3 protein-coding genes are annotated in these 2,665 nt (G+C 60.6%); all 3 read left to right on the forward strand.

Annotation, left to right across the window (positions count from 1 at the left end; all coding sequences use genetic code 11):
• On the forward strand, positions 1–539 hold a 539-nt coding region (locus tag F8E02_RS13035), incomplete at its 5' end, for a molybdopterin oxidoreductase family protein (protein ID WP_317066049.1).
• A gap of 2 nt (positions 540–541) precedes the next feature.
• A complete protein-coding gene (locus F8E02_RS13040) occupies positions 542–1,693 on the forward strand; it encodes a Coenzyme F420 hydrogenase/dehydrogenase, beta subunit C-terminal domain (protein WP_317066050.1) in 1,152 nt (383 codons plus the stop codon).
• Between the two features lie 224 nt (positions 1,694–1,917).
• Positions 1,918–2,665: molybdopterin-dependent oxidoreductase (locus F8E02_RS13045; RefSeq protein ID WP_317066051.1), on the forward strand; the 748-nt coding region annotated here is incomplete at its 3' end.

Here is a 2,665-nt window from a genome sequence, read left to right on the forward strand (position 1 = left end):
CGTCCTACCACGGCATGAACTACGAGCGGCTCAACAGGCCCGAAGCCCTCCACTGGCCCTGCCCTGCGGCCGACCACCCCGGCACCCCGATCCTCCACACGGCGAAGTTCGCCCACCCCGATGGTCTCGGCATCTTCAACCCCATCGAGTGGAAACCCCCGGCGGAAGTCCCCGATGCCGAGTACCCGTTCGTTCTCACGACCGGCCGTATCCTCTGGCACTGGCACACCGGCTCCATGACCCGCCGGTCCGCGACCCTCGACAACGAGGTCCCGACGGGATGGATCGAGATCAACCCCGAGGACGCGAAGGCTCTTGGTATCAAGGACAAGGAGACAGTTCGTGCGATCACCCGGCGTGGGGCCGTCGATGTTCCTGCCAGAGTGACGAAGGACATCATGAAGGGTGTCATGTTCATGCCGTTCCACTTCGCCGAGTGTGCGGCAAACATCCTGACGAACAACGCTCTCGACCCCATCGCCAAGATCCCCGAGTTCAAGGCCTGTGCTGTGAAGGTTGAGAAGATTACGGAGGCCTGAACATGGCAGCAATTGGCGATATGTTCTACACGTGGGCGGCAGACGCCGACGTGCTGAAGAGAGGCGAGTGCGGCGGTGCGATCACCGCTCTGCAGCAGTACGCTCTTAAGTCCGGTATGGTGGACGCCGTCCTCGCCGTCAGGAAGGGCGCGGACCTCTACGATGCCGTCCCCACGGTCATCACCGATCCCGCCGAGGTCGCAGAGACGGCGGGCTCCCTCCACTGCGGGACCCTCCTGCTCTCGAAGGTAGTGAAGGATTACCTTGATGCCAACAAGACCGCACGTCTCGGCGTCACGGTCAAGGGCTGCGACACGATGGGTCTCATCGAGCTTGCAAAGCGCAACCAGGTCGACCTGGACCGCCTCCTCCTGCTCGGCGTGAACTGCGGCGGATCGGTCAGCCCGGTCGCTGCGCGGAAGATGATCGCGGAGAAGTTCGAGGTCGACCCCGACTCGGTTCACAAGGAGGAGATCGACAAAGGCCAGTTCATCATCGAGTACGAGGGTGGCCATAAGGGTATCAAGATCGACGAGCTCGAGGACGAGGGCTACGGCCGCCGGTCCAACTGCCGCCGCTGCCTCTACAAGGTCCCGCGCCAGGCGGACCTCGCCTGCGGCAACTGGGGTGTCATCGGCGAGAAGGCCGGCAAGGCCACCTTCGTCGAAGTCTGCTCCGAGAAGGGTGCCAACCTCCTCGATGCGGCCATGAAGGCTGGAGCCGTCAACACCGAACCTGCGAACCCGAAGGGTATCGAGATCCGCGGCAAGGTCGAAGGCGCCATGCTCGGCCTTGGGAACAAGTGGCGGAAGAAGGACTTCGAGGCGCTCGCATCCGACGTCTGGGGCACAATCGGCCACGAGACCGGCCGGTGCATCAAGTGCTACTCCTGTATCGAGAACTGCCCGGTCTGTTTCCCCGTTGCAGAGGAGTTCAAAGGAAACTCCAGGATGATCACCTCCGGGGAGGTTCCGCCGAACCCGATGTTCCACCTCCGGCGGTTTGCGCACATCTCCGACTCGTGCATCAACTGCGGCCAGTGCGAGGAGCTCTGCCCGATGGATATCCCGCTTGCGCTCTTCTCCCATGCCATCAGGACTGAGAGCGACAGCGCATTTGAGCCCAAACTCGGGAAGGCACCCTACTCAAACTAACCTTTTTTTATGCCGCGTCATTTGCGGGCCATATTTAAGGCGCATCTCGATTGTGCCATTAATCTTCCACTCAAATTGCTATCGGGCCTTACATCGCCGTTACTCTTGAATTTTCTCCGAAAGGTGGGCGGCACAACCCACACATATTCATCAAAAATCGCGGTGTTAATCATTACAATTAAATATGCCTAACCTCGAATCTCTATGTATCCGAGGTTTTTACCATGGATCTCAAGTATGTACAGACAACATGCCCGTACTGCGGTACGGGATGCAGCTTCAACCTCGTCGTGAAGGACGGGAAGGTTGTCGGCACACAACCTTACCACCGCTCACCTGTCAACGAGGGGAAGGTCTGCCCCAAGGGTACCTACGCTCACGAGTTCGTGAACAGTCCCGACCGCCTGACGAAGCCGCTCATCAAGAAGGACGGCAAGTTCGTCGAGGCGACCTGGGACGAGGCGTACGACCTGATCGCACAGAAGTTCAAGTCCTACAAGCCCGACGAGTTTGCAGCGCTCGCATCGGCAAGGGTCTCGAACGAGGAGAACTACGCGCTGATGAAGTTCGCCCGCGGCGTCATGAAGACCCGGCACATCGACCACTGCGCCCGGCTCTGCCATGCGTCCACCGTCGCCGGCCTCGCCGCCTCGTTCGGCTCCGGCGCGATGACCAACTCCATCGGCGACATCGCCGAATCGAAGTGCCTCTTCATCCTGGGCTCCAACACCTTCGAGCAGCACCCGCTCATCGGCCGCAGGGTCGCCCAGGCCAAGCAGAACGGCGCGAAGATCATCTACGCTGACCCGCGCTACACCGCGACCGCCCGCCAGGCCGACCTCTATATGGCCTTCGTCTCCGGCACCGACGTGGCCATCTTAAACGGCCTGATGCAGGAGATCATCAAGAACGGCTGGGAAGACAAGGAGTTCATCGCCACCCGGACGAAGGACTACGAGAAACTCAAGGAAG

Origin of the sequence: Methanoculleus caldifontis, assembly GCF_032842345.1 — an archaeon.
In the GTDB taxonomy this organism is placed as follows: domain Archaea; phylum Halobacteriota; class Methanomicrobia; order Methanomicrobiales; family Methanoculleaceae; genus Methanoculleus; species Methanoculleus caldifontis.

Coding starts and splice junctions, on each gene's coding strand:
- F8E02_RS13040 (WP_317066050.1), top strand. CDS start 542: ATGGCAGCAATTGGCGATATGTTCTACACGTGGGCGGCAGACGCCGAC.